The sequence below is a fragment of the Paracoccus marinus genome, from assembly GCF_007018965.1.
Lineage (GTDB): Bacteria > Pseudomonadota > Alphaproteobacteria > Rhodobacterales > Rhodobacteraceae > Paracoccus > Paracoccus marinus.
In genome coordinates this window covers 321,605-344,167 of sequence record NZ_VJYZ01000010.1, presented here as the reverse complement: position 1 = coordinate 344,167, position 22,563 = coordinate 321,605, and the positions used below count along the sequence as shown (strand labels likewise).

Genomic DNA, 22,563 nt, shown 5'->3' with positions numbered 1-22,563 from the left:
TGCGCCGATCAGTCGTAGAGGACCGCGGCGATCTGCGGATCGTCGATGTTGGTCTTGTCGTACCAGTAGAACCCGGTATCGATAGTCTTCGGCAGCGTCTCGCCCTTGGTCGCGGCGACGGCGGCCTTGACCGTCTCGTAGCCGATCCCGACCGGGTTCTGCGTCACCGCGCCCGCCATCTCGCCGCTGCGGATCGCGTCCTTCTGGGCCTTGCCGGAATCGAACCCGACCACGACGGTCTTCGACCCCATCTCGCGCACGCCGTTGAGGACGCCGATCGCCGAGCCCTCGTTGGTGCCGAAGATGCCCTTGATGTCGGGATTGGCGGCGAGCAGCGCCTTGGTGATCTCGGTCGATTTCAGGTGGTCGCCGTCGCCGAATTCGATCGCCACGATCTCGATGTTCGGGAACTTGGCCTTCATCTCGTCCACGAAGCCGTCGCGGCGGTCGATGCCGGTCTGTGTCGCTTGGCTGTGGGCGATGACGGCGACCTTGCCCTCCCCGCCGATCATCTCGCCCAGCTTGTCGGCGGCGAGCGCGGCTGCGGCCTTGTTCTCGGTCGCGGCGGTCGTGACCGGGATGTCGCTTTCCACGCCCGAGTCGAACGCGATCACCGGGATGCCCGCGTCCTGCGCCTGCTTCAGCTGCGGAATCAGCGCTTGGCTGTCGAGCGCGGCAATGCCGATCGCGGCCGGCTTGTTGGCGAGCGCCGCGGACAGCATGTCGATCTGCTTGTCCACCTGCGTCTCGTTGTCGGGCCCGTCGAAGGTCACCCTGACGCCGAGTTCCTGCCCCGCCTTGTCGGCGCCCTTCTTCACCGCCTGCCAGAACTGGTGCTGGAACCCCTTGGAGATCAGGGGGACGTAGACGTCCTGCGCGAACGCCGCGCCGGCTCCCGCCAGCAGCGAAAGCGCCGCTGCCGCGCCCATCATGTGCCGTCTTGTGAACATGGTTTCTTCCCTTGCGTTCACGATCACACTTCTGCCCGGCGGACCTTCCTCCTGCCCGGTCCGGGCTGTCGTTCCTCAGGCCGCGCCGCGGCGGCGAAGCTGGTCCGCGTAGACCGCGGCGATGATGATGAGCCCGGTCACGACCGTCTGCCATTCCGGCGCCACCGACATGACCCGGAGGCCGTTCGTCAGAACCGACATGATCAGCGCGCCGATCACCGTCCCCAGGATCGTGCCGCGCCCGCCCGAGAGCGTCGTCCCCCCGATCACCACGGCCGCGATCGCCTCGAGCTCGTAGCCAAGCCCCAGCGCCGGCTGGGCCGAGTTGAGCCGGCTCGAGATCAGCACCCCCGCGATCCCCACGATCGCGCCCGCGCGCGCATAGATCCCGATCTTCCAGCGGTCGGTGTTGACGCCCGACAGGCGCACCGCCTCCTCGTTCGAGCCGAGCGCGAAGGTGTAGCGGCCGAGCACCGTCCGGCCGAGGATCCAGGCGACGACGCTTGCCACCACGAACAGCACAAGGACGCCGTTCGGCAACGGGAACTGCGGAATCATGCGCCCGATCAGCGAGCCCTGCGAGATCGCGGTGTAGCCCTCAGTCTCGTTGAAGTAGATCGGCTTCGTCCCGGTCACGATCAGCGACATGCCCTTGAGGACAAGCATCATTCCGAGCGTCGCGATGAAGGGCGGGATCTTCGCCTTGGCGACGAGGGTGCCCGAGATCGTCCCGACCAGCGCGCCGGTGGCGATGGCGACGACAACCCCGGCGGGCAACGGCGCGCCGAGCCAAGTCAGCACCACCCCCGACATCACCGCGCAGAAGGTCATCAGCGTCCCGATCGACAGGTCTATCCCCCCGGTGATGATGATGAGCGTCACCCCCACCGCCAGCACCCCGTTCACGGAGGTGGCCTGCAGGATCGAGATGATGTTGGCGGTCTGCAGGAAGCTGGGGCTGGCCAGCGAGAAGCCGACCACCAGCACGATCAGCCCCGCAAAGGCCAGGAGCTTCTGGTAGGCCCCGCCCGCGAGCGCCGCGCGGGTCGTGGTCCCGTCCTCTTTCGCCGTCGTGTCGCTCATGTCGCCGTGCCCTCCCGCAGCGTCGCCAGTTCCATGATCGCTTCCTGCGCGGCGCCGCCGGGCAGGATCCCCGTCAGCCGCCCCTCGCACAGGACCGCGATGCGGTGCGACAGGCGCAGCACCTCGGGCAGTTCCTAGGATATCACGATGATCGCCTTTCCCTGCGCCGCCAGATCGTTCAGGAGGCGATATATCTCCGCCTTTGCGCCCACGTCGATGCCGCGCGTCGGCTCGTCGAAGATCAGGATGTCGCAGTCGCGCAGCAGCCACTTGGCGATCACCACCTTCTGCTGGTTGCCGCCCGACAGAAGCCGCACCTCGCGCCGGTCGCTCGGCGTGCGGATGCGCAGCCGGTCGATGTAGGACCGCGCGAATCGCGCGAGCGCCGGCTCGTCGATGCGGCCCGGCGCGTCGGTGTGGCGCGGCATGCTGGCCAGCGCGATGTTGGCGCGCACGTCCATCCCCAGCGCGAGGCCGTATTGCTTGCGGTCCTCGGACAGGTAGCCCAGCCCCGCGCGCACCGCGTCGGCGGGGGTGCGGATCCTCACCTCGCGCCCGTGGATCAGGATCTGGCCGCGGTCGGCCGGCTCGGCCCCGAAGATGGCGCGCGCAAGCTCGATCCGGCCCGCGCCCATCAGCCCCGCGAAGCCGAGGATCTCGCCCCGCTTCACGGCAAAGGAAATGTCGTGAAGCTCGGTCCCGCGCGACAGGTTCCGCACCTCCAGCGCGACCGGGACGTTCGAGAGGTCCGGGATCGCCACTCTTTCATCGGTCAGCTCGCGCCCGACCGTCATCGCGATGATGCGCGAGATCGGGGTGTGCGCCGCCTCGACCGTCCCGACAAGGGCGCCGTCGCGCATCACGGTCACGCGGTCCGAGATGCGCCGGATCTCGTCCATCTTGTGGCTGATGTAGACGATGCCGACTCCTTCGGCCTTGAGCCTCGCGATGATCGCGAACAGCTCCACGATCTCGGCGTCATTCAGGGCGGCGGTCGGTTCGTCCATGATCAGGACGCGCGACCGGTAGGACAGCGCCTTTGCAATCTCGATCATCTGCTGGCGCGCGATGGTCAGGCCCGCGACCGGCGTGCGGGGTCGAGGCTCATGTGCATCCGCCGCAGGATCGCCGCGGCGTCGGCGTTCTGGCGTCCCTCGTCGATGCGCCCGAAGGACAGGCGCGGCTCGCGCCCGATCCAGATGTTCTGCGCAACGGTCAGGTCGCGCATCAGCGCGAGTTCCTGATGGATGATCCCGATCCCGTGGTCCTGCGCCGCCTTGGGATCCGGTAGCGCGACCTCGCGCCCGTTGACGAGGATCCGCCCCGCGTCAGGCTGGTAGACGCCCGAGAGACATTTCATCAGCGTGGACTTGCCCGCGCCGTTCTCGCCCATCAGCGCGTGGACCTCTCCCGCGCGGAGATCGAAGTCCACGGACTTGAGCGCTTGGACGCCGGGAAAGCGCTTGTCGATCGCCTCCATTCGGACCAGCTCGGTCATGGCGCCACCCCATAGAAGCGCGCGGCGTTGCCGCCCATCACGGCGGCGCGGTCGGCCGCGGACAGGCCGCCAAGCAGCGCGTCGGTGAGCGACAGCCATTCGTCGAAGGTCGCGGCGACCGTCACCACCGGCCAGTCGCTGCCCCAGACGAGCCGCTTGGGGCCGAACCATTCGAGCAGCCTTGCGACGACGGGTTGCAGCGCGCGGGCCGGGTCGGCGAGTTCCTCCGGCGACAGCTCGGTGAACAGGCCCGACAGCTTGCAGTAGATGCGAGGGCCAGAAGCGAGCGCCTGCATCCCCGCGGTCCACTCCGCCCTGTCGCCCGGCTGCGGCTTCGCGGCGTGGTCGATGATGATCGGCAGGTCCGCATTGCCAGCGGCGAACCGCGCCAGCACCGGCAGGTGCCGCGTCGTAACCAGCGCTTCGAAGCAGAGTCCGTGCTCTCCGAGCGCCTTCAGCGCGTCGGGGCGGGGGCCGGTCAGCAGCCAGTCCGTCGCCTGGATGTCCTGCAGCATCGGCCGCACGCCGCGGAGCAGCGGGTTTTGCGCCCGGCCGGCAATTGCGCGGGGCGCATCGGGATCGGCGAGATCGACCCAGCCGACGACACCGGCAATCCGGGCATCTTTCGCGGCGAGGTCCAGCAGGAAATCCGTCTCTGCCAGCGTCGGCGCGGCCTGCACGACGATCATCCGCCCGTCGCCCGGATAACCGGCCGGCATGAAGTCCCGCCGCAGCGCCGCGACGCGACCCGTCGCGGCGTCGAGCCAGCCATAGTCCCCGCGAGACATCTGCCAGAAGTGGCAATGCGCATCGATCCTGTGCAACGCCGGCCCCTCCCCTGGCTGCGAAGCTGAATGGTCCGTTCTCAGATGGTCACGCCGCCATCCACCAGCACCGCCTGACCGGTGACGAACCGGCTTTCGTCCGACAGCAGATAGACCACCATCGGCACGATATCCTCGACCGTGGCCAGCCGCCCCATCGGCTGCCGGGCGATGAAGTCCTTTTCCGCCTGCACCGGATCGGCGGCGGCGGCGATGCGCCCGCGCAGGCTGGGAGTGTCGACCGTGCCGGGGCACAGCGCGTTGCAGCGGATGCCCTGCGCGACAAAATCCGCGGCAATGCCCTTGGTCAGCCCGATCACGGCGGCCTTGGTCGCACCGTAGGCGGTGCGGTTCACGAACCCCTTTACTGACGAGGCCATCGACGCCATGTTCAGGATCGACGCCGTCCCCGTCTCGTCCGCACGCTCCAGCATTCCCGGCAGCACGGCGCGGGTCAGGCGGACCATTGAGGTGACGTTCAGCGCGACACTGCGTTCCCACTCGGCGTCCGTCAGATCGAGGATGGTGCCGTGGGGCACGATGCCCGCGCAGTTGAAGAGGCCGTCCAGCCGTCCCACGCGCCCAACGATGTCCACGATTGCATCCGCATCGGTGACGTCGAGGGCAGCGATCTCCATCCCTTCCAGCCCGCGAAGAAGTCCTGCGTCGAGGTCGGTGGCGATGACCTTCGCACCCTCGACGGCCAGCGCGAGCGCGCCCGCGCGTCCGATTCCTTAGCCTGCGGCCGTGACGAGGATGGTTTTTCCGTCCAGCCGCATCAGACCCTCCCAGTCCTCTGCCTGTTCGTATATAAACACTCTATCCTCATATAAATCATTGACGCAAGCGATTCTCCCGCGTTGCAATGAGTGGGAGGGTTCCGGCAAACGCGATCCTGACTCTGCCGGTTACGGAGCATGGCCATGAACAACCACTCCGCACCCCACCCTGAACAAGGCGACGCTCCGATGGACCGCTACCGCGCGCCCGCGCTCGACAAGGGGCTCGACATCCTTGAGGTGCTGGCCGACCAGGCGCGCGGCCTCACCCGGTCCGAGATCGTGAAGGAGCTGGGGCTCAGTCCGTCGCAGATCTACCGGATGCTCGAACGGCTGGTGGCACGCGGCTATGTCACCCGCGACGAGGGTGGCGACCGTTATGCGCTGACGATGAAGCTGTTTCTGCTTGCCACCCGCCACCCTCCCCTGCGCCGCCTAGTGGCGCAGGCGCAGCCTCTGATGGACGAATTCGCCCGCGACATCCGCCAGTCCTGCCATCTGGTCGTGCCTGAAGGCGGGGCCGGCATCATCGTGGCCCAGGCCAGCCCGCAGGGACACTGGGAGTTCCGGGCAAGGATCGGCGGGCGCCTGGACCTGTTCGCCACCGGTTCGGGCCTGACCCTTCTGGCCTTCCAGCACCCTGAACGGGTGGCCGAAACCCTGGGCCAATGGGGCATTGCCGACGCAGAGGCGCGGCTTTCACAGCTGGCCGATCACCTGCGTGCCGTGCGCACGCAGGGCGCCCGGATCGAGCCTTCCGCCCAGCTCGTCGGTGTGACCGACATCAGCGTGCCGGTGCCGGGTCACGGCGGAGAGGCGATCGCGGCCCTGACCTGCGCCTATATCGAGCATCCCGGCGAGGCGGGCGAGGAAGGACGTGCCCGCGCGCTGGCGGCACTGAAGACGCTGGCGGCGCAAATCTGATGCGGTCCTCAGGCTGAAATCACGCCCTTGCGAAGGATGAAGTTGCCGTAGGGGCGGGTCTCGGCCGTGCGCAGGACGGCAAAGCCGCGCCTGGCCCGTTCGTAGAAGGCAAAGCGTTCGAGCGCGGCGGAACGCACCCCTTGGGCCGCCAGCAGCGGCGCCGCCTCGGCCAGTACCGCCGGCACCGCCGCGGCGTCGCCCACGACCTGCATCGTCAGGACCGGATCGGGCTCATAGGTGTCGAGCGGAAGCAGCGACAGGATCGCGCGCAGGGCCGCCACCGCATCGCAGTCGATCCGCAGTTCTTCCCCCGCGACCGTGTGCCGGGCAACGGCGGCCGAGGGGAAGTTCGCATCCGAAACCACGATCTCGTCGCCATGTCCCATCCGGGCCAGAGCCCGCAGCAGATCCGGGCCGATGCGCGCGTCGATCCCCTTGAGCATGGCGCCGTCTCCTTTCCGGCTGGAACTCTGACACAAGGAAAGAGCGGGTCAACCGGATTGTCCGCCGGCAGAACCGGCATTGCCCTGAACCGGAGAGAGAACAGATCTGCGCCTGAGCGATGGCCAAAATCTTCATGACTTCCGCCGTCTGGCCACGCGACGCCTGCCTGGCCCAACCTTCGATTACATCGACGGCGGCGCCGACAGTGAGGTCACGCTGCGCCGCAACAACCAGCCGTTCGAGGACGTCGATCTCGTGCCGAACACTTTGCAAGATGTCTCGGACGTCGATCTGTCGGTTAGCGCAATGAGACAGAAGCTGGCCCTGCCGATTCACCTCTCGCGCACTGCTCTCCACCGACTTTTCCATCACCCGGGCGAACGTGCCGCCGCCGCGGATGCGGCCGAAAAATTCGGCTCCGTGTTCGGCTGTTCCTCGCCGGGAACCGTGTGGATGGAGGGATTGGCGAAAGCCGAGCGAGCCGCGTCCGTGAAAACGAAACCGCGCGGGCGAAAGACGCCGGTCGGTGATATCAGGACTGCCGCCAGCTCTTACAGCTTTCGGTCGGTTCCGGCACTGCAAATGAACGGGTCTTAGTAGTAGTTAGTCCACTGAGTCTTGGCGATAAAAAGAAAGCGTCGACTAATAAGACGGAGGTTTTTCAGCAGGTCGGCCGTGATCAGGGCGTCCAGGTAGAACTGGTTCCGCATATCGCGACGCGCCAGACCGCGCAGGAGTAGAATCCTTTTGAATGTGGCGAAACGGGTGCCGAGTTCTTTTGTGAAGGAGGAGAGCGGATATATGCTCACCTCGTCCAGAACCACGCCTATCACCTTCGAGCCTGCCTTGAAGGGGTAGTTGCTAGAACCTTTCGCTAAACTCGGCACGATGCCGCGTTTGCGCTGCTGTGACCCCGCCGCGGAGGTCTCGTAGCCGAGTGCCAAATGGCCGGGCCGCGTTATCGTGGGACACCCAACTAGGGACGATGCGGCGGGCGTGATCGAGGCCGAAGAACGGCGTCTCGTCAAGAGTTCGTCTCTTCGAGTTGAACGCCTCGCAGATGCCGTTCTACATGGCTTGCCGGGCGATGAAATGGCAGGACAGTGCCGCCTCCTCGCGCGAAGCCAGCTTGGCCGGAGGCCGAGGCTGGCTTAATCACGCCGGGCGCACGAACATCCGTTCCGCTTCGCCACCCGCGCGGTTGCCCCGGATCGTGCGGTAGGCATGCCATGTGGCGTGACCCAGCAGGGGGAACACGACGATCAGCGCCAGCAGCCCGGTCGCGATGGACAGAAGGAACAGCGCCAGCACGATCGCGCCCCATGCCAGCATCACCGGCAGGTTGTTCCAGACCATGGCCATGCTGATGCCAAGGGCCGAAAGCGCGTCGGTCCGTTCCGTCAGCAACATCGGCACAGCAAAGACGCTGATCGCGAACGAGAATGCCGCGAACAGCGCGCCGACCGCCCCGCCCGTGATCAAGAGCGCCCATCCGGTCGGCGTCAGCATCAGCATCGGGACGATCTCGGCCGTGCCGGGAAACGGCACGATGCCGAAGAACAGCGCCCAGATCAGGACCGCGGACCGCATCCACAAAAGAAACAGGCCAAGCAGCAGCACGCCCATGAACAAGGCCTGGTGTCCCGACCTCGGCATGACGAAGAGCATGGCGGCAAGGCTCGTTCGCTGCCCGGCCTCCAGCCGGCGGCTCTTCTCGTAAAGCCCGTTGGCGACCAGCGGGCCGATCACCATGAAGCCCGCGAGCGCCGGCAGCAGGACGTAGTCGTAGCGGAACCGGAACAGCAGCCACACCACGGCGATCGAAACCGCGGTGACCGCGAGTCCATAGGCCAGGCTCGGAACGGGGTTCGTCCACAGATCAGCCCATCCGGCGCGCAGCCAGCGAAAGCTCGTGTGCCATGGCAGCGCGCGGGCGTGGGGATTCTCGCGCGGCAGGGCCGGGACGACCTTGGGGATGGCACCGCCCGCATGGGGGTTGTCGGGCGGCGGCGGGTTCCTGGGTTCGGTGTGGCTCAGCATGACGGGCTCGCCGCGCGGTAGGATGCGGCGCCTTCCTTGAGGGGTTGCAAAACGCAGGCGGGTTTCGACGCGAACGAGACCGCGACGAGATGCGCGTTCGCGCTCACGAACACCACGATGACAAGCGTCGCGGCGGCCAGCGCGAACAGGCGCGGACGGGTCCAGGCGGACGACCGGGCAGCGCGGGTCATGGCGCCGCCCCGCGTTGCAGATCCTGAAGATGGACGGCCAGGATCTTGCGTTCGGTGTCGGTCAGCCTGTGTTCCCACGTGGGCATCCAGCCCTGCCTTCCGTCGTGGACGGTTGTGAACATCGACGCATCGTCGCCGCCATACAGCCAGATGTCGTCGGTCAGGTTCGGCGCGCCCAGATCGCGGCTTCCATGCGCGTCCGCGCCGTGGCAGCTGGCGCAGTTCTCGGCAAAGATCGCGGCCCCCGCCGCCGTCCGTTCAGGGGATAGCGGCGTTCCCGACAGCGACTGGACGTAGTCCACGACGGTGCGGATGTCGTCGCGCCCCAGAATGCCGTCGCGCCCGAAGGCCAGCATCTGCGACACGCGGGTTTCGGGATGATCGGCGTTGATGCCCACGCGCAGCGTTTCCATTACCGTTTCCGCGTCCCCGCCCCACAGCCAGTCGCCGTCAACCAGACTGGGAAACGCCGGACCGCCCGCCGCGTCGGCTCCGTGGCAGCCCGCGCAGTTGTCGCCGAACAGCTGGTGCGCCGTGTCGCGGACCGGCACCATCAGGCCGGGGTCGGCGAGGATGTCGGCCACCGGCAGCGCCTCGACCCGGCTGGCCCAGTCGGAACGGACAGCGTTCGCCTGGACGATATCGGCCTGAACCTCGTCGCGCTGGTCGATCCCCAGAAGCCCCCGGGTGTAGGTCGAGACCAGCGGCCAGGTCGGCAGCAGGATCCAGACGATCAGCGCCCACAGATGGGTCACGAACACGAAGAACCAGATCGAGCGGGGCACCCGCGTGTTCAGTTCGGTGATCCCGTCCCATTCATGACCGGTGGTCTGGTGACCGGTCAGCGGGTCGCGCTTTCTTACCGCCACGGCTCATCCTCCGGCAGCTGACGCGGGTCGCCCGCGGGGCCTGTCTCGTCGTCGAGGATGCTGTCGGCGGCGCGACGGAAGCGGCCGCCGAGCGACGGCCAGAACGCGTAAAGCGTGATCACGATCGACATGGCCACCAGCCAGAACAGGCCGAATGACTTCGCCATCGCGACATACCATTCGTGGGGAAGGTCCATCTTCTACTCCTCGGCCACGGGTTGAACCTGCGCGGGCAGGTCGGTGAGCTTGCCCAGCACCTGAAGATACGCGATCAGCGCATCCATCTCGGTCAGGCGATCGGCGCGGCCGTCAAAGGCGCGCACGGCCGTGCCGTCACCGTACCGGGCGGCGACCCCGTCCGCGCGCCCGCTCAACGGGCTCGCCTGCCCGATCGCGTCATCGGCCGCGCTGGCGATCATCTCGTCGGAATAAGGCACGCCGACCTTGCGAAGCGCGGCCAGACGGCCGGGCAGGCTTTCCGTGTCCAGCCGGGCATCCAGCAGGAAGGCGTATTGCGGCATGACTGACTGGGGCACCAGCGCGCGCGGATCGGCAAGGTGGCGCAGCTGCCAGTCGTCGGAATACTTGCCGCCAAGGCGCGCAAGATCCGGCCCGGTGCGCTTGGACCCCCAAAGCATCGGATGGTCGTATTTCGATTCGACCGCGAGCGAATAAGGCCCGTAGCGTTCAACCTCGTCGCGCAGGGTGCGGATCATCTGGCTGTGGCAGGCATAGCAGCCCTCGCGAACGTAGATGTCGCGGCCGGCCTGTTCGAGCGGGGTATAGACCCGCATGTGGGGGTCCGCCTCGACCGTTTCGTCGATGGTGAACAGCGGCGCGATCTCGATGAAGCCGCCGACGCTGGCAGCCAGGATGATGCCGGCGGTCAGCGCCATCGAATGCCGTTCGGCCCGGTAGTGGGTGCGCGCGTGCAGATCGAAGAAGCCGGCGAAGGGCGCGAGGAGGATCCGGAGGGGGTTCTTCATGACGTCATTCCGCTGCCGGCACGGCCGGCTCATGTGCTTCGGATGAGGTGGGGTAGTCGAGCGCGGGAACGGCGCGCGGGACATGGCGGATCGTCATGACGACGTTCCAGAAACCGATCGCCGCGCCCGTCAGGAACATGAGCCCCCCAAGCGCGCGGGCGACGTAGTAGGGGTGCATCGCCACAAGCGTATCGACGAAGGAATAGCTGAGGGTTCCGGATTGCGTGTAGGTGCGCCACATCAGCCCCTGGATGACGCCGCTGTTCCACATCGCAAAGACGTAGACGACGGTCCCCCCCAGGGCCAACCAGAAGTGCCATTCGACGGCTTTCCAGGAATACATCGTCTCGCGCCGCCACAGCACCGGCGTCAGGGCATAGATCGACCCGAACGAAATCAGCGCGACCCAGCCCATCGCGCCTGCGTGGACATGGCCGACCGTCCAGTCCGTATAGTGCGACAGGCCGTTCACGGGGCGGATCGCCATGAACGACCCCTCGAACGTCGAGAGCCCGTAGAACACCGCGGCCACCATCATGAACCGCAGGGTGGCGTCGCTTCGGACCTTGTGCCAAGCGCCGTTCAGCGTCATCAGCGCGTTCCCCGCCGAGGCCCAAGACGGCACCAGCAGCATGACCGAAAAGGTCATCCCCAGCGTCTGCACCCAGTGCGGCAGCGCGGTGTAGTGCAGGTGGTGCGAGCCCGCCCAGATGTAGAAGAACACGATCCCCCAGAACGACAGGATCGACAGCCGGTAGGAATAGATCGGCCGCCCCGCCCGCTTGGGCAGGAAATAGTACAGCATGCCGAGGAACCCCGACGTCAGGAAGAACGCGACCGCGTTGTGCCCGTACCACCACTGCGTCATGGCATCCTGCACGCCGGCGAAAGCCGAGTAGCTCTTGGCGCCGACCAGCGACGCGGGCACCGCCAGGTTGTTGACGATGTGCAGCACCGCCACCACCAGGATGAACGCAAGGTAGTACCAGTTCGCGACGTAGATATGCGGCTCGTTCCGGCGCGCCAGCGTGCGGATGTAGAGAACGAAGTAGGCGACCCAGACGACGACCAGCCAGATGTCGGCGTACCATTCCGGCTCGGCGTATTCCTTGGACTGGGTGATGCCCATCAGGTAGCCGCTCGCGGCGATGATGCAGAACAGGTTGTAGGCCATGAGCACGAACCAGGGCAGGACCTGGTTGGGCATCCGCGCCCGGCTGGTGCGCTGCATGATGTGAAAGGACGTGGCGATCAGGGCGTTGCCGCCAAAGCCGAAGATCACGCCCGAGGTATGGACCGGACGCAGGCGGCCAAAGCTCGACCAGGCGGCGTCAAAGCGCAGGTCGGGCCAGGCCAGCTGCGACGCGACCCACACCCCCATGCCCATCCCGACCACCGCCCAGAACAGCGCGATCAGGATGCCCACGCGGGTTGGATCATCGTAGTACGAGGCCGCGCGATCCTCGGTCGGCTCGGGCGCTTCCAGCTTGTCGGCGACGATGGCGAACATCGCGGCCGCGAAGATCATCACGATCCAGCCGTGCACCCCCATCGCGTCGCCCCGCCCGGCGGTCGCCATCAGCAGGCCGACCACCCCGGCGGCCGTGGCGATAAGCATCGCTGTGGCGCGTTCCTGAACCGTCAGGTTCGACATCATGGCAGGGACTCCTCGGTAGCGGATGACAGGGTGATCGGCGGTGAGGCGGGGGCAGGCGCGCGCTTGGGCGGGCGCGGGCTGTCCTCGTCGAACAGGATGCGCTCGGCATCGCCCGACAGGTCGTCGTACTGGCCGTCGCGAAGGCTCCAGAAGAAAGCGGCGACGCCCGCGATCCCCATGGCGATGGTGACGGGGACAAGAAAGGCCAGCGCCGTCATGCCGCGCCCTCGGCCGGCCTTGGCATGGCTGCCGGTTGCGGGCGCCGCGCGCCGGCGCGGTTCAGGCGCAGCGCGTTCACGGTGACCAGGATCGACGATCCCGACATCGCCAGCGCGGCGATCAGCGGCGTGACCCAGCCCGCGACGGCCAGCGGAATGGCGACGGCGTTGTAGATGACAGCCAGCGCGAGGTTCTGGCGCACGACCCGCGCGGTGTCGCGGGCAATGCGCCACGCGGCCGGCACGGCGTCCAGCCGTTCGCGCAGGAAGATCACGTCCGCCACCGTCCGGCTGGCGTCCGCCGCGGTCGCTGGCGCCATCGACACATGCGCCGCCGCCAGCGCCGCCACGTCGTTGAGCCCGTCCCCGACCATCAGAGCGCGATGCCCCTTGCCGCGAAGGTCATCCAGCGCCGCGATCTTGTCGGCGGGCGTCGCGCCGTGCAGGATCTCGGCGATCCCCAGATCCCGCGCCACCCGGCCGGCGCGGTCGGCTATGTCGCCCGACAGCATGGAAACAGGGATGCCCCGCGCCCTGAACGCCGCAAGCGCGTCATGGGCGCCGGGCCGCAGCGTTTCGATCAGATCAAACGAGACGGCGGTCCCCCCCTCGAACGCAAAGGCGGGGCTGCGGGCGCCCGGCGGCACGGTGGCGATGTCCGCGACCCAGGCGGCGCGCCCAAGCCGCGCGCGGCGCGCGTCGATCACGCCTTCGATCCCGAAACCGGGGTGCTCGGTCACGTCGGACAGCGGCGCGGAGGGGTCGGCCAGCCGCGCCGCGATCGCGCGCGCCGCCGGGTGGGCCGAACGCTGCGCCAGCGCCTTCACGGCCCCGCGGACGGCGGGATCGCGCGGCACTGCTGCGACCTGCGGCGTTCCGGTGGTCAGCGTGCCGGTCTTGTCGAAGACGGCGCAGTCGATCTCGGCAAGCCGTTCCAGCGCGCCGCCGTCCTTGAGAAGGATTCCCATGCGGATCAGCCGCCCTGCCGCCACCACATGGGCCACCGGCACGGCAAGCCCCAGCGCGCAGGGGCAGGTGATGATCAGAACGCTGATCGCGACGAACGCCGCGCGCTGCCAGTCGCCACCGGTCGCCACCAGCCAGCCCGCAAAGGTCGCCAGGGCCAGCGTGTGGACGACCGGCGCATAGAGGCGCGCGGCGCGGTCGGCGATGCGGACATAGTGGCCGCGCCCAGATTCCACTCGCCCCTGCATCTGGATCATCTGCGCGAGGAACGACGCCTCGGCCGTGCGCAGCGTGCGCGCGGCAATGGTCCCCGTCAGGTTCAGCGTTCCCGCCTCGAGCGTGTCGCCGGGACCTGCCGCGACGGGAGCCGCCTCGCCGGTGACCAGGCTACGGTCAAGGTCGGTCGCGCCCTCGACGATCTCGACGTCCACCGGCACCCGCTCATCCGGGCCGATCGACAGCATCGCGCCCACCGGCACGTCGGCAAGGGCCGCGTAGCGCAGCGAGCCGTCGTCCTTGCGGACCATCGCGCCGCGGGGCGACAGCCGGGCAAGGCCGGTCACCGCGCTGCGGGCCCGTTCGCGCATCAGGTGGTCCAGATAGCGCCCCGCCAGCAGAAACAGGAGCAGGGCAACGGCCGCATCAAAAAAGACGTGCTCGCCCCCGCGCAGCGTCTCGGCCAGGCTCAGCGCCAGCGCCAGGACCACCCCGATCGAGATCGGCACGTCCATGTTCGTGCGCCCTGCCCGCAGCGCGCCCAGCGCCGAGCGGAAGAACGGCCGCCCTGCATAGGCCACGACCGGCACGCCGATCAGCGCCGAGACAAGGTGGAACGTCGCGCGGGTTTCTTCATCCGCGCCCGACCAGACACCCACCGACAGCAGCATGATGTTCATCGCGCCGAACGCCGCGACCGCCATCGCACGCAGCAGCCCGGCGCCGGTCGCGTCACGGCTCGCATCCGCCGCGTCGCCCATGTCGGCGGGGGCGGCCGGAAACCCGAGCGCGGCGAGCGCGGCGATAAGCGGCAAGGGATCGGTGCCGGGCGCGGCGAGGGTCACGCTTGCTTGCCGCAGCGTAAGGTTGACGCGGGCCGAGGCGACGTCGCCCCGCGCGTTCAGCTCGCGTTCGATCCGCGCCACACAGCTGCCGCAGCGGATGCCGGGCACCAACAGGACGATCCGCCCGTGACCATCGGCAAGGGGGCGCACGGCGGCCTGAACCTCGGCACGGTCGAGCATGCCAGACTGCAGGCGGATGTGTTGGCTGGCTTGGTCGGGCACCACGGGTCTTCCTGCATCTGGCAGCCGGCGGCGGCGACGCTGGCCCGCCGGCAGGGGGAACAGGTGACACGAAGTGGCCGCGGCAAACTTGATCTGGATCAAGCACCGGGCGCTTTGTGCTTGGCGCGGTTGGCTTGCGGTGGGGCCGCAGGGGGTTGGCGTGCGGGGTTCTGCGTGCGGGGGGTCGCGTCAGCGCCCGGCCGCCACCTCAAGCGCGGCGGTATCGTTGATGGTGATGCACCGCCTGCGTTCGATCGAGATGATACCCGCCTTGCGCAGCGCGCTGAGGTTGCGGCTGACCGTCTCGATCGTCAGCCCCAGGAAATCCGCGATGTCGGCCCGTTTCAGCGTGATGTCGAAGGTCGTCGAGTAGCCGGGCACCAGCGGGTCGATGTGCGCCGCGAGCAAAAGCAGGAACGATGCCACCCTTTCCGGCGCGCTCTTGCGACCAAGCGTGATCATCCATTCGCGGGCGTCGTCCAGTTCGCGTAGCGCCTGCTGGTGCAGCCGGTGTTCCAGCGCCGGGGCCTGCGCCACCATCCGTTCGAGCGCGGACCTGGAAAACACGCACAGGCGCACGGTGCTGGCCGCCTCGGCGCTGACGTCGCTGCTGTCGGCGAAAGGACGGCCGAGAAAATCCGGCGCGAACTGCAGCCCGACGATCTGCTGGCGGCCATCGGGCATCAGCTTGATCAGCTTGACCACGCCGCCCAGAATGTTGGCGTAGCCGTCCGCTGGCACGCCTGCCGCAACCAGTTGCGTGCCCGCCGCCACCTCCCGCCGCGCGGTCTGGCGGCCGAGCTGCTGTAACTGCCCCGGGTCAAGCGCACCGCAGATGCCTCCGTGCCGCGCCTCGCAGGCTTGGCACAGGACCGGCACCGTCGAATTGTGAATGTCGCGACGAATCTCTTCCGTCCTTTCGTCGCCGGCCTGGAAGGCGGTGGGTTGCTGCGAACGGCCTCGAATCAAGGCACGTGGGTGGTCAGGATCGACAACCATGCGCGCGATCTTTGCAAGGGCGGCACTACGCGCCCAGAAGGCGTTCATCCTGAAGCAGGACGTCGAGGGCGTGCCGGTGGCTGAGATGTGCCGCAAGGCGGGGATCAGTCAGGCCACCTATTTTAACTGGAAGAAGCGCTACGACGGCTTGCTGCCGACCGAGATGCGGCGACTGAAGCAACTCGAAGACGAGAGCGGCAAGCTGCGCAAGCTGGTCGCGGACCTGTCGCTCGACAGGAAGATCCTGCAGGACGTCATCCGCCGAAAGCTTTGAGGCCTGGGGGCCAATCTTGGTTACCGGATGCTGCTCGTCGCGGACGCCGGCTGCCGCTGCGTCCTGCCGGGGCCATCATCCCGGCGGAGGCGATCCATGCCGTCGTTCGCACGGGTAGCGCAAGTTCATGTTGGCAAATGAGGAAGAAATAGTTTGCCTTAGTTGCTCTAAGTCATTGATCTTACTCGTGCGCTGAGGAACACTTGGGTGGCAATCCACATGTCCTGACATTTCGCCGGACTCTCCTTCCCGGTCGGGTTGTGCCCCAGGGTATGAGCCCCCGGATCGCCCGTGCGAACCCCGTCGAACCCGCGTTTGCTGCCCCGACCGCAGGGGACACGCCAATCGCAGGCGAGATTTCGGCGACCAACGGCAAGTCGGATGCGCGCCGCACGCAAGCGAACACGGCATCTTCCCCACTTTTATCGTCGGCGCGCCAGCCCGCTGCCGCTGCCATCACGATGACCAACCCCTCACCTCACGCTTGCGTGAACGCAAGTCGCCCGCCATACATGGCCTATCGCGCAACATGCACCCGAGGAGAAAAAAGCGTTGGCCGCCAGTCCCCTGCTGACGATCTTCCTGCCCCTTGCGCTTGGCATCATCATGCTGGGCCTGGGGCTTTCGCTGACGCTGGCCGACTTCACGCGCGTTGCGCGCTATCCCAAGCCGGTGCTCGTGGGCCTTGCCTGTCAACTGCTGCTGCTTCCCGTGGCCTGTTTCTTCATCGCCAAGGCCTTCGGCCTCGCGCCGGCGCTGGCCGTGGGCATGATGCTGCTCGCCGCGTCACCCGGTGGCACGACGGCAAACCTTTACAGCCACCTCGCCCATGGCGACGTGGCGCTGAACATCACGCTGACGGCGGTGAGTTCGGTGATCGCCATCCTCACCATGCCGCTGATCGTGAACTTTTCGCTGGCCCACTTCATGACTGACGATCAGGCGCTGCCGCTGCAGTTCGGCAAGGTGCTGCAGGTCTTCGTCATCGTGCTTGGCCCCGTGGCCATCGGCATGGCGTTGCGGCGCCGCTTTCCGGCCTTCGCCGCCCGGATGGAAAAGCCGGTCAAGATCGTCTCGGCGCTGTTCCTGCTCGTCATCGTCCTGATGGCGGTGATCAAGGACTGGCAGACCGTGACGACCTATGCGCCGGTGGTCGGGCTGGCCGCGCTCTGTTTCAACCTGCTTAGCCTCGCCGTCGGCTATTACGTCCCGCGGATGCTCAATCTCAGCAGGCGGCAGGCCGTCGCCATCGGGATGGAGATCGGCATCCACAACGGGACGCTGGCGATCGCGCTGGCCCTGAGCCCGGCCCTTCTCAACAACAGCACCATGGCCATTCCCGCCGCGCTCTACAGCGTCCTGATGTTCTTCACCGCCGCGGCGTTCGGCTGGTGGGTGAACTACGCGCATGGCCGCGAACTGACCGCCGAATGAAGGATGTCCAAGGCGCGCCGGCCGCGCAATCGCGCGTGCCGCCGCATTCCCGGTGCGGTGATGCGACCGACGGGCGCGGCCGGGTCGGCTCGCCTTCATGAAGGACATCGCGCTCGTGCTTGTCGTCGTCGCGGGCTGCGTGATGGCGAGCGGCGTCCTAGCCGCCGCGCTGGTGGCGTTGTCGGCGCGACGTTCGGGGCGCAGCATTCAGGCCGAGGCGCTGATCTCCATCGTCCTGCCGCTGCTGAACCGCGCCCGCAAGACCTCGACGCCCCAGGGGCGGCTCGCGGCGATCGCGGCGAACAGGAAGACGGGCGAGGCGCTGCCGCCCGCCGCGGTCAGCCGCCGGTTCCGGTTTCGCCAGCAGGATGTGGACGGCGGCCGGGTGTTTGGCCTTGGCCAGAAGGGCGATCACGGCGATCTGCACATCCTGTATCTTCACGGCGGCGGGTTCGAGCTTCATCTGCTGGCGCAGCACTGGACCATCATTGCGGGCCTTGCCGACCGGCTTCCCGCCGACGTGACGATCCCGCTTTATCCGCTGGTGCCGGAGCACGATCACAAACCCGCCTACGCCCTGATCGAGCGCGTTTACCACGACCTCGTCAGCCGCGTCGGCGCGGAACGGCTGGTCATAGCAGGCGATTCCGCCGGCGGCGGGCTGGCGCTGTCGTTCTGCCAGCGCCTGCAAGCCCGGGGCGGCCAGATGCCTGCCGCGATGGTGCTTTTCTCGCCCTGGGGCGATCTGACCGTCAGCGACCCGGCCCAGACGGAAATCGCCAGGCGGGATCTTCTGCTGTCCATCAGCCGCACGCGGGCCGCGGGCAAGCAGTGGGCCGGTGCGCTTGCGCCGGACGACCCGCGCGTCAACCCGCTTTCGGCGTCGATGGAAGGTCTGCCGTCGACGCTGATCCTGACCGGGACCGACGACATCCTGAACGCCGACGCGCATCGCCTGATGGCAAGCGCCAGGGCTGCGGGCACCGACTTCACCCTCAGCGAGTATCCCGGCATGCCCCATAGCTGGCCGGTCGTCCCGGTGCCCGAAGGACGGGCCGCGCTGGACGAGGCGGCGGCGTTTATCGAAAGGCATGTCGGCGGGACCTGAGCGAAGCAGGGGACAGCTGAAGCCTTGTTGCGGGCGGCCGGCCCGAACCGCCCCGAAGGCACCCCCCAAGACGCGCCGGACGCGCAAGCATCCGTTCCGCCGCGTCGGCGGATGGGCGCGAACGCGCGGCCGAACGGCCGCCATGCGCGCGATCCTTGCAAGCGCGGGCGGCTTGACGACGCACCCATTGCCGCGCGTCCGGCGATCACTTACCGGTCGCGCATGGGGCGTCACGTTCATCCTGTTTTCCGCGCGGTCGCGCTCTGGCTCGGGCTGGTGCCGTTCTTCCTGGCGTCGCTGCTGGCGGCCGGGGTGATGCCGGCGCGGATCGCGGACGATACGATCGCGCTCGTCATCTGCATGGACGGGACCGCGACCGAGATCGCGGTCGATCCGGCCACCATGCGGCCGGTCGATGCCGCGCCGGGCAACCCGGACGGCGACGGCGACCATCGTCCCGCCGGGCACACGGCCTGCGACTGGGCGGCGGGGCAGCTTGCCGTGGCGCTTCCCGCGGCGGACGTGCCGCAGGGCCCCGCGCCGACGCCGCGCGTGGCCCCCCTCGCCCCGGTTTCCACGGTCATCGCCGTTTCGCGCGCGACCGGGCTTCCGCCGTCCACGGGGCCACCTTTCCGCGTCTGATCGCCTGCCCCACCGACATCAGACCGGACCATCGAACATGACCGAGATTTCCGGCGGCCGCGGCCGCCACGACGACGCGCTGCGCAAGACCGCCCGGCGCGAGCCTTCCGACCTTTATCGCGCGGTCTGGCGCTGGCATTTCTATGCCGGGCTGCTGATCCTGCCCTTCCTCGTCACGCTGGCGCTCAGCGGGGCGATCTACCTGTTCAAGGACGAGGTGGACGGCATCGTCCACGCCCGCTTCATCCGCGTCGCCCCGTCCGACGCGCGGCTGCCGGCGTCGCAACTGATCGCCGCCGCCGAACAGACGCAGCCCGGCAAGGTCGTGAAGATCACCGAGCCGCCGTCCGACGACCGCTCGACCGAGATCACGATCCAGCCCGGGACCGGCGGCCCGATGGCCGTCTATGTCGACCAGCACGACGGCCGGGTGCTGGAGGTCAGGCCCGACCGCAGCACCTTCGCCTGGACCGTGCGCTACCTGCATTCGCTGCGCTTCTTCGGCGCGACCCCGCGGATGTGGATCGAGATCGTGGCGGGCTGGGCGATCATCCTGGTGCTGACCGGCGCCTATCTCTGGTGGCCAAGGGCGGGGGCGGCCGGGGGTGTCGTCACCGTCAGGGGAACGCCCGCGCGCCGCGTGTTCTGGCGCGACCTGCACGCCGTCACGGGGCTGGCGGTCGGCGGGTTCGTCCTGTTTCTCGCCCTGACCGGGCTGCCCTGGTCGTCCGTCTGGGGCGCCAAGGTGCACAGCTGGGCGAACGGCACGAACTTCGGCTATCCGGCCGGGCTGTTCGTGGACGTGCCGATGTCGGCCGAACATCTGGACCACGTGGCCAAGACCTCGTGGACGCTGGAGCAGGCGCAGATCCCCATGACGCACGCGCCGCACGCGGGCATGGCGCCGGTGGGCATCGACGCGGCGGTCACGGCGTTTCGCGCCCTGGGCCTGCATCCGGGCTTTTCCGTGGCGCTGCCCAACGGGCCGACCGGGGTCTGTTCCGGTTCGGTCTATCCCGACGACATCGCCGCGCAGCGGGTGATCCACCTTGACCAGTACAGCGCCCGACCGCTGGTGGACGTGAGCTTCGCGGATTACGGCCCCGTCGCGAAGGCGATCGAATGGGGCGTGAACACCCATATGGGCCAGACCTTCGGCGCGGCGAACCAGATCGTCCTGCTGCTGGCCTGCGCGGGGATCGTGCTGCTGGCGGTGTCGGCGGCGGTGATGTGGTGGAAACGGCGGCCGGCGCGGGCGCTGGGGGTGCCGCCCCTGCCCTCGGACCGGCGCGTGTTCGCGGGGCTTTTCGTCCTGCTGGGGATCGGCGGGGTGCTGTTCCCGCTGACGGGGCTGTCGATGGTCGTGATGGTCGCCCTCGACCTGATCGGGCAGCGGGTTGCGGCACGGGCACGGCCCGCACGGAGCGCCTGACCCCGCCGCGCCTGACCCGCCGCGCCGGGCGTCTGCGGCGCGGCGCGCGGGCGGACGCCGCGTCGCGGTCCCAGAATCCGGGAAACTTATCCGCCCCGCGCCGCATTTCCCCTGCGTGCCCCGTCCGCCTTTGCGGGCGGGGACCGTTCGCGCCAGCAGAAGGAAATCGTCGTGGTCGCCATGTCCTATCTCGATCATCGGAGGCCGCTGCACCCGCTGCACGCGATCCTTCTGGCGATCCCGCTTCCCCTGTTCCTGGGCGCGCTCATCAGCGACGTCGCCTATTCGCGCAGCTGGAACATCCAGTGGGCGAACTTCGCGTCGTGGCTGATCGCGGGCGCGCTTGTGGGCGCGGGGCTTGCGCTTCTTTGGGCGCTGATCGCGCTGATCGCCAACCGTGGCCGCGGCGACCGCGGGCGCGGCGGCTACTTCGCCGTCCTGCTGCTGACGTTCGCGGTGGGTCTGGTCAACGCCTTTGTCCACGCCAAGGACGCCGCCGCCACGATGCCGATGGGGCTGTGGCTGTCGGCTGTGACCGTGATCCTGGCGCTCATCGCGTCGTGGATCGGCTTTGCGGGGTTCCGCTCGGGAGATCTGGCATGATCCGTTCGCTTCTGTTGACCAGCGCCGTCGCGCTGGCGCCCGTGGCCGCGCTCGCGCAGTCCGCGACCGCGCCCGCCGCGACACCCGCCGCCACTACACCGGCCGCCACCGCACAGGCGACGCCGGTCGCCGCACAGGTCGGCCCGCAGCCGACCCTGCCCGAGCCGCAGCGCGGGCTTCTGCCCGACATGAAGGTGCCGCGCCCCGCCACCTGGGGCGACGCGGTCCCCACGGTGCCGCAGGGCTACAGCGTCACCGCCATCGCGACGGACCTCAAGATTCCGCGCCAGATGCTGGTGCTGCCCAACGGCGACATCCTCGTGGCCGAGGGGTCGGGCGGCGGCGCGCCGAAGCTGCGGCCCAAGGATTTCATCGCGGGCTTCATCAAGAACCTGGGCAAGAGCGGGGTCAAGGGCGGCAACCGGCTGACGCTGCTGCGCGACGCAGACGGCGACGGCACCTACGAGATGCAGGGCGTCTTTGCCGAGAACCTGAACGCGCCCTACGGCCTTGCGCTGGTGAACGGGTCGCTGTTCGTGGCCAACCAGGACGCGGTCGTCCGCTTCGACTACGTGGACGGCCAGACCACCGCCAACGGCCCGCCGGTGACGCTGACCACCCTGCCGTCCGAGATCAACCACCACTGGACCAAGGCCATGACGGCCAGCGCCGACGGGCGGTTCCTTTACGTGGGGATCGGGTCGAACAGCAACATCACCGAACGCGGGCTGGCGGCCGAACAGGACCGCGCGATGGTGTGGGAAATCGACGCCCGGACCGGCGCGCATCGCCCCTACGCGACGGGCATCCGCAACCCTACCGCGCTGACCATCCAGCCGGGCACCGGCACGCTGTGGGCCGTCGCGAACGAGCGCGACGAGATCGGCCCGGACCTCGTTCCCGACTACCTGACCTCGGTCCAGGACGGGGCGTTCTATGGCTGGCCCTTCAGCTACTGGGGCCAGAACGTCGATCCGCGCGCCCAGCCGCAGGACCCCGAAAAGGTCGCCTCGGCGATCGCGCCCGACTATGCGCTGGGGTCGCACGTCGCGGCGCTTGGCGTTTCGTTCTCGAACGCGGCGATGGGCGGGCAGTTCGCCGACGGCGCGTTCGTGGGCGAACACGGAAGCTGGAACCGCAGCGATCCGGTCGGCTACAAGGTGGTGTTCGTGCCGTTCCAGAACGGCAAGCCCGCAGGCGAGCCGATCGACTTCGTGTCGGGCTTCCTCGTGGACGAGGGGAACACGCGCGGCCGCCCGGTGGGCGTGACCGTTGACCCCAAGGGCGCGCTTCTGGTGGCCGACGACCTGTCGAACACGATCTGGCGCGTCACCCCGACGCGGTAAAATGCCCGGGACG

Annotated in this window: 26 protein-coding genes and 1 pseudogene; 9 read left to right on the top strand and 18 right to left on the bottom strand. The window is 68.3% G+C overall.

What is annotated here, in order from left to right:
- Nucleotides 1–8 precede the first annotated feature (8 nt).
- The 7 genes from FNF32_RS07450 to FNF32_RS07430 form a co-directional block, all read right to left on the bottom strand.
- A complete protein-coding gene (locus FNF32_RS07450) occupies nucleotides 9–950 on the bottom strand; it encodes an ABC transporter substrate-binding protein (RefSeq protein ID WP_131672704.1) in 942 nt (313 codons plus the stop codon).
- A 75-nt stretch (nucleotides 951–1,025) separates the two neighbouring features.
- On the bottom strand, nucleotides 1,026–2,033 hold the full coding sequence (locus FNF32_RS07445; RefSeq protein ID WP_131672703.1) for an ABC transporter permease: 1,008 nt from the start codon (nucleotides 2,031–2,033) through the stop codon (nucleotides 1,026–1,028).
- Nucleotides 2,030–2,155 (bottom strand): hypothetical protein, encoded by a 126-nt coding sequence (locus tag FNF32_RS15750; RefSeq protein ID WP_281285655.1) that lies wholly within the window; start codon nucleotides 2,153–2,155, stop codon nucleotides 2,030–2,032. The genes FNF32_RS07445 and FNF32_RS15750 overlap by 4 nt, the downstream gene beginning before the upstream one ends.
- Before the next feature lie 12 nt (nucleotides 2,156–2,167).
- Nucleotides 2,168–3,088 carry a sugar ABC transporter ATP-binding protein gene (locus tag FNF32_RS15590; protein WP_246087721.1) on the bottom strand — a complete coding sequence of 307 codons (921 nt, stop codon included), beginning with the start codon at nucleotides 3,086–3,088 and terminating at the stop codon, nucleotides 2,168–2,170.
- A gap of 17 nt (nucleotides 3,089–3,105) precedes the next feature.
- Nucleotides 3,106–3,531: an ATP-binding cassette domain-containing protein gene (locus FNF32_RS15585; RefSeq protein WP_246087720.1), complete on the bottom strand. Its 426-nt coding sequence runs from the start codon at nucleotides 3,529–3,531 to the stop codon at nucleotides 3,106–3,108.
- Nucleotides 3,528–4,355, bottom strand: a complete 828-nt coding sequence (locus tag FNF32_RS07435) for an amidohydrolase family protein (RefSeq protein WP_143796551.1) — start codon at nucleotides 4,353–4,355, stop codon at nucleotides 3,528–3,530. Before FNF32_RS07435 ends, FNF32_RS15585 begins: the two co-directional genes overlap by 4 nt.
- Nucleotides 4,356–4,396: 41 nt before the next feature.
- Nucleotides 4,397–5,086 (bottom strand): SDR family oxidoreductase, encoded by a 690-nt coding sequence (locus FNF32_RS07430; protein ID WP_246087732.1) that lies wholly within the window; start codon nucleotides 5,084–5,086, stop codon nucleotides 4,397–4,399.
- A gap of 237 nt (nucleotides 5,087–5,323) precedes the next feature.
- Between FNF32_RS07430 and FNF32_RS07425 the strand changes: the two genes are divergently transcribed.
- Nucleotides 5,324–6,058, top strand: coding sequence for an IclR family transcriptional regulator (locus tag FNF32_RS07425; protein ID WP_246087719.1), 735 nt, complete (start codon nucleotides 5,324–5,326; stop codon nucleotides 6,056–6,058).
- A gap of 8 nt (nucleotides 6,059–6,066) precedes the next feature.
- Here FNF32_RS07425 and FNF32_RS07420 read toward each other — a convergent pair whose 3' ends face one another.
- A complete protein-coding gene (locus FNF32_RS07420; protein WP_131672700.1) occupies nucleotides 6,067–6,501 on the bottom strand; it encodes an RbsD/FucU family protein in 435 nt (144 codons plus the stop codon).
- A 106-nt stretch (nucleotides 6,502–6,607) separates the two neighbouring features.
- Here FNF32_RS07420 and FNF32_RS07415 point away from each other — a divergent pair, with 106 nt between their 5' ends.
- On the top strand, nucleotides 6,608–7,099 hold the full coding sequence (locus tag FNF32_RS07415; protein ID WP_131672699.1) for an alpha-hydroxy-acid oxidizing protein: 492 nt from the start codon (nucleotides 6,608–6,610) through the stop codon (nucleotides 7,097–7,099).
- Here FNF32_RS07415 and FNF32_RS07410 read toward each other — a convergent pair.
- From FNF32_RS07410 to FNF32_RS07365, 10 genes are all read right to left on the bottom strand, one after another.
- Nucleotides 7,096–7,446: a hypothetical protein gene (locus FNF32_RS07410; protein WP_131672698.1), complete on the bottom strand. Its 351-nt coding sequence runs from the start codon at nucleotides 7,444–7,446 to the stop codon at nucleotides 7,096–7,098. The genes FNF32_RS07415 and FNF32_RS07410 overlap by 4 nt on opposite strands.
- 211 nt (nucleotides 7,447–7,657) lie before the next feature.
- On the bottom strand, nucleotides 7,658–8,542 hold the full coding sequence (locus FNF32_RS07405) for a DUF2189 domain-containing protein (protein WP_131672697.1): 885 nt from the start codon (nucleotides 8,540–8,542) through the stop codon (nucleotides 7,658–7,660).
- Complete coding sequence (locus FNF32_RS07400; protein ID WP_131672696.1) at nucleotides 8,536–8,733, bottom strand: hypothetical protein; 198 nt, start codon at nucleotides 8,731–8,733, stop codon at nucleotides 8,536–8,538. The genes FNF32_RS07405 and FNF32_RS07400 overlap by 7 nt, the downstream gene beginning before the upstream one ends.
- On the bottom strand, nucleotides 8,730–9,602 hold the full coding sequence (gene ccoP / locus FNF32_RS07395) for a cytochrome-c oxidase, cbb3-type subunit III (protein WP_131672695.1): 873 nt from the start codon (nucleotides 9,600–9,602) through the stop codon (nucleotides 8,730–8,732). Before ccoP ends, FNF32_RS07400 begins: the two co-directional genes overlap by 4 nt.
- Entirely contained in the window at nucleotides 9,593–9,799 is a 207-nt protein-coding gene (locus FNF32_RS07390; RefSeq protein WP_131672694.1) for a cbb3-type cytochrome c oxidase subunit 3, read from the bottom strand. The genes ccoP and FNF32_RS07390 overlap by 10 nt, the downstream gene beginning before the upstream one ends.
- 3 nt (nucleotides 9,800–9,802) lie before the next feature.
- Nucleotides 9,803–10,588, bottom strand: coding sequence for a cytochrome-c oxidase, cbb3-type subunit II (gene ccoO, locus FNF32_RS07385; RefSeq protein ID WP_131672693.1), 786 nt, complete (start codon nucleotides 10,586–10,588; stop codon nucleotides 9,803–9,805).
- A 4-nt stretch (nucleotides 10,589–10,592) separates the two neighbouring features.
- Nucleotides 10,593–12,245: a cytochrome-c oxidase, cbb3-type subunit I gene (gene ccoN, locus FNF32_RS07380; protein WP_131672692.1), complete on the bottom strand. Its 1,653-nt coding sequence runs from the start codon at nucleotides 12,243–12,245 to the stop codon at nucleotides 10,593–10,595.
- Nucleotides 12,242–12,463, bottom strand: a complete 222-nt coding sequence (ccoS, locus tag FNF32_RS07375) for a cbb3-type cytochrome oxidase assembly protein CcoS (RefSeq protein ID WP_131672691.1) — start codon at nucleotides 12,461–12,463, stop codon at nucleotides 12,242–12,244. The genes ccoN and ccoS overlap by 4 nt, the downstream gene beginning before the upstream one ends.
- Nucleotides 12,460–14,670 (bottom strand): heavy metal translocating P-type ATPase, encoded by a 2,211-nt coding sequence (locus tag FNF32_RS07370; protein ID WP_185961883.1) that lies wholly within the window; start codon nucleotides 14,668–14,670, stop codon nucleotides 12,460–12,462. Before FNF32_RS07370 ends, ccoS begins: the two co-directional genes overlap by 4 nt.
- 231 nt (nucleotides 14,671–14,901) lie before the next feature.
- A complete protein-coding gene (locus tag FNF32_RS07365) occupies nucleotides 14,902–15,711 on the bottom strand; it encodes a Crp/Fnr family transcriptional regulator (RefSeq protein WP_131672689.1) in 810 nt (269 codons plus the stop codon).
- On the opposite strand from FNF32_RS07365, the pseudogene FNF32_RS07360 reads away from it, so the two are divergent.
- The 7 genes and pseudogenes from FNF32_RS07360 to FNF32_RS07330 all read left to right on the top strand — a co-directional run.
- Nucleotides 15,710–15,979: pseudogene (locus FNF32_RS07360) on the top strand (transposase); the annotation flags it as partial. The gene FNF32_RS07365 and the pseudogene FNF32_RS07360 sit on opposite strands and share 2 nt — an antisense overlap.
- Before the next feature lie 558 nt (nucleotides 15,980–16,537).
- Nucleotides 16,538–17,419, top strand: coding sequence for a bile acid:sodium symporter family protein (locus tag FNF32_RS07355; protein ID WP_131672688.1), 882 nt, complete (start codon nucleotides 16,538–16,540; stop codon nucleotides 17,417–17,419).
- Nucleotides 17,420–17,516: 97 nt separating this feature from the next.
- Entirely contained in the window at nucleotides 17,517–18,527 is a 1,011-nt protein-coding gene (locus FNF32_RS07350) for an alpha/beta hydrolase fold domain-containing protein (RefSeq protein WP_131672687.1), read from the top strand.
- A 222-nt stretch (nucleotides 18,528–18,749) separates the two neighbouring features.
- Nucleotides 18,750–19,169, top strand: coding sequence for a hypothetical protein (locus FNF32_RS07345; protein WP_143796550.1), 420 nt, complete (start codon nucleotides 18,750–18,752; stop codon nucleotides 19,167–19,169).
- Between the two features lie 37 nt (nucleotides 19,170–19,206).
- The gene (locus tag FNF32_RS07340; RefSeq protein ID WP_131672685.1) at nucleotides 19,207–20,601 is read left to right on the top strand and encodes a PepSY-associated TM helix domain-containing protein; all 1,395 of its coding nucleotides are present in this window, start codon (nucleotides 19,207–19,209) and stop codon (nucleotides 20,599–20,601) included.
- 180 nt (nucleotides 20,602–20,781) lie between these two features.
- Nucleotides 20,782–21,204, top strand: coding sequence for a DUF2231 domain-containing protein (locus FNF32_RS07335; protein ID WP_131672729.1), 423 nt, complete (start codon nucleotides 20,782–20,784; stop codon nucleotides 21,202–21,204).
- Complete coding sequence (locus FNF32_RS07330; protein ID WP_131672684.1) at nucleotides 21,201–22,550, top strand: PQQ-dependent sugar dehydrogenase; 1,350 nt, start codon at nucleotides 21,201–21,203, stop codon at nucleotides 22,548–22,550. The genes FNF32_RS07335 and FNF32_RS07330 overlap by 4 nt, the downstream gene beginning before the upstream one ends.
- Nucleotides 22,551–22,563: the final 13 nt, after the last annotated feature.

Excerpts from the sequence above, each read along its gene's own strand:
- FNF32_RS07450 (WP_131672704.1), bottom strand. The coding sequence starts at position 950 with ATGTTCACAAGACGGCACATGATGGGCGCGGCAGCGGCGCTTTCGCTG.
- FNF32_RS07445 (WP_131672703.1), bottom strand. The coding sequence starts at position 2,033 with ATGAGCGACACGACGGCGAAAGAGGACGGGACCACGACCCGCGCGGCG.
- FNF32_RS15590 (WP_246087721.1), bottom strand. The coding sequence starts at position 3,088 with ATGATCGAGATTGCAAAGGCGCTGTCCTACCGGTCGCGCGTCCTGATC.
- FNF32_RS15585 (WP_246087720.1), bottom strand. The coding sequence starts at position 3,531 with ATGACCGAGCTGGTCCGAATGGAGGCGATCGACAAGCGCTTTCCCGGC.
- FNF32_RS07425 (WP_246087719.1), top strand. The coding sequence starts at position 5,324 with ATGGACCGCTACCGCGCGCCCGCGCTCGACAAGGGGCTCGACATCCTT.
- FNF32_RS07420 (WP_131672700.1), bottom strand. The coding sequence starts at position 6,501 with ATGCTCAAGGGGATCGACGCGCGCATCGGCCCGGATCTGCTGCGGGCT.
- FNF32_RS07405 (WP_131672697.1), bottom strand. The coding sequence starts at position 8,542 with ATGCTGAGCCACACCGAACCCAGGAACCCGCCGCCGCCCGACAACCCC.
- FNF32_RS07400 (WP_131672696.1), bottom strand. The coding sequence starts at position 8,733 with ATGACCCGCGCTGCCCGGTCGTCCGCCTGGACCCGTCCGCGCCTGTTC.
- FNF32_RS07390 (WP_131672694.1), bottom strand. The coding sequence starts at position 9,799 with ATGGACCTTCCCCACGAATGGTATGTCGCGATGGCGAAGTCATTCGGC.
- ccoO (WP_131672693.1), bottom strand. The coding sequence starts at position 10,588 with ATGAAGAACCCCCTCCGGATCCTCCTCGCGCCCTTCGCCGGCTTCTTC.
- ccoN (WP_131672692.1), bottom strand. The coding sequence starts at position 12,245 with ATGATGTCGAACCTGACGGTTCAGGAACGCGCCACAGCGATGCTTATC.
- ccoS (WP_131672691.1), bottom strand. The coding sequence starts at position 12,463 with ATGACGGCGCTGGCCTTTCTTGTCCCCGTCACCATCGCCATGGGGATC.
- FNF32_RS07370 (WP_185961883.1), bottom strand. The coding sequence starts at position 14,670 with ATGCTCGACCGTGCCGAGGTTCAGGCCGCCGTGCGCCCCCTTGCCGAT.
- FNF32_RS07365 (WP_131672689.1), bottom strand. The coding sequence starts at position 15,711 with ATGGTTGTCGATCCTGACCACCCACGTGCCTTGATTCGAGGCCGTTCG.
- FNF32_RS07350 (WP_131672687.1), top strand. The coding sequence starts at position 17,517 with ATGAAGGACATCGCGCTCGTGCTTGTCGTCGTCGCGGGCTGCGTGATG.
- FNF32_RS07345 (WP_143796550.1), top strand. The coding sequence starts at position 18,750 with ATGGGGCGTCACGTTCATCCTGTTTTCCGCGCGGTCGCGCTCTGGCTC.
- FNF32_RS07340 (WP_131672685.1), top strand. The coding sequence starts at position 19,207 with ATGACCGAGATTTCCGGCGGCCGCGGCCGCCACGACGACGCGCTGCGC.
- FNF32_RS07335 (WP_131672729.1), top strand. The coding sequence starts at position 20,782 with ATGTCCTATCTCGATCATCGGAGGCCGCTGCACCCGCTGCACGCGATC.
- FNF32_RS07330 (WP_131672684.1), top strand. The coding sequence starts at position 21,201 with ATGATCCGTTCGCTTCTGTTGACCAGCGCCGTCGCGCTGGCGCCCGTG.